Here is a 1,087-nt window from a genome sequence, read left to right as displayed (position 1 = left end):
ATACCAATCGGATTAAACATTAGATCAGTTTTGTCCAGCTTCGATTACATAGTGATTTCACTCGATCCACGTCGGCAATAAAGTGTTTCCATGCCGATGTACAGGCATCAAGAATGTCGTCGTAATCCTTGAAGCAACGGTTAGCCAAGGCATGCTGGCGAAGCCAGCTCCATACTTGTTCAATGGGGTTCAACTCGGGTGAATAGGGTGGCAACTTGAGCAGACTGAGATTGGGAAACTCATCCGCACACTCCTTGGTATGCCACCCCGCACCGTCCATGACCACCACCGCATGACGACCGGGCTCTGTGCGAGCTGAGATCAGTGCCAAATGCTGCTTCATCATTTCCCGATTGACCAGTGGACTAAGCAGAGCCTCCGTGGCACCAGTCGCAGGACAAACCGCACCGAAAAGATAAGCGGATTCGAATTGTTGCTGCTGAACAGCGCGAGGGCGGCTGCCGCGCCTAGCCCACAGACGCGTGGTGGTATTTTGCTGTCCAAATCTAGCCTCATCCTGAAACCAGATGTCTACATTGGTAAGCGAAACATGGCCGGGGATGTTAAGGATCGTTTCCAGTTTGAACTTTTTTAAAAGCATCCTGTGCCTGCTCATCCCGCTTAGGATGGCGTGATCGGCTGGTTATCCAGGAAAAACCCAGTTCTCTGAGTAGACGGTAGATATTGGAGATCTCATAGGTCACTCCAAACTCAGTTTCTATATACCTTTGTATATCAGCACCTTGTAATCGACCACCGTTAGTCTGTCGGCTTTGTTGATCAATATAATCACTGAGCTGTGATAATTGTTTGGCTTCCAACTTGGCTGGGCGACCTGTCGGACGAACATTGTCCAGCCCTGATACGCCGTGCAGCAAGAAGTTGGTTACCCACTTGTTGACACTTGCACGGCCAACCTTGAGAAAGCGAGCTATGTCAGTTCGAGAGTGGCCTTCCTGAAAATGTGCCAACGCCAGCAATCGTATGCGTTTTCTGGCGTTGGTTTCAGCCTTAGCGAGGGCTAAGAAGTCGATTGAATCGGACATACTAGTTACAGTGAAATCAGAATAAGTCCAATTAGATCACA

The 1,087-nt window shown here is 49.2% G+C and carries 1 protein-coding gene; it reads right to left on the bottom strand.

Annotation, left to right across the window (positions count from 1 at the left end):
- Positions 1–19: 19 nt before the first annotated feature.
- Positions 20–1,046 (bottom strand): IS630 family transposase gene (locus tag ACEN2G_RS14200; protein WP_442022648.1). Its coding sequence is split into 2 segments (ribosomal slippage): positions 20–592 and positions 594–1,046, totalling 1,026 coding nucleotides; the frame shifts between segments, so codons are not numbered across the junction.
- Between the last annotated feature and the right edge of the window lie 41 nt (positions 1,047–1,087).

Origin of the sequence: Oceanisphaera sp. W20_SRM_FM3, assembly GCF_052119705.1 — a bacterium.
GTDB lineage: Bacteria > Pseudomonadota > Gammaproteobacteria > Enterobacterales > Aeromonadaceae > Oceanimonas.
Note: the sequence above shows the minus strand (reverse complement) of the source record. Positions and strands in the feature narration are given on the sequence as shown.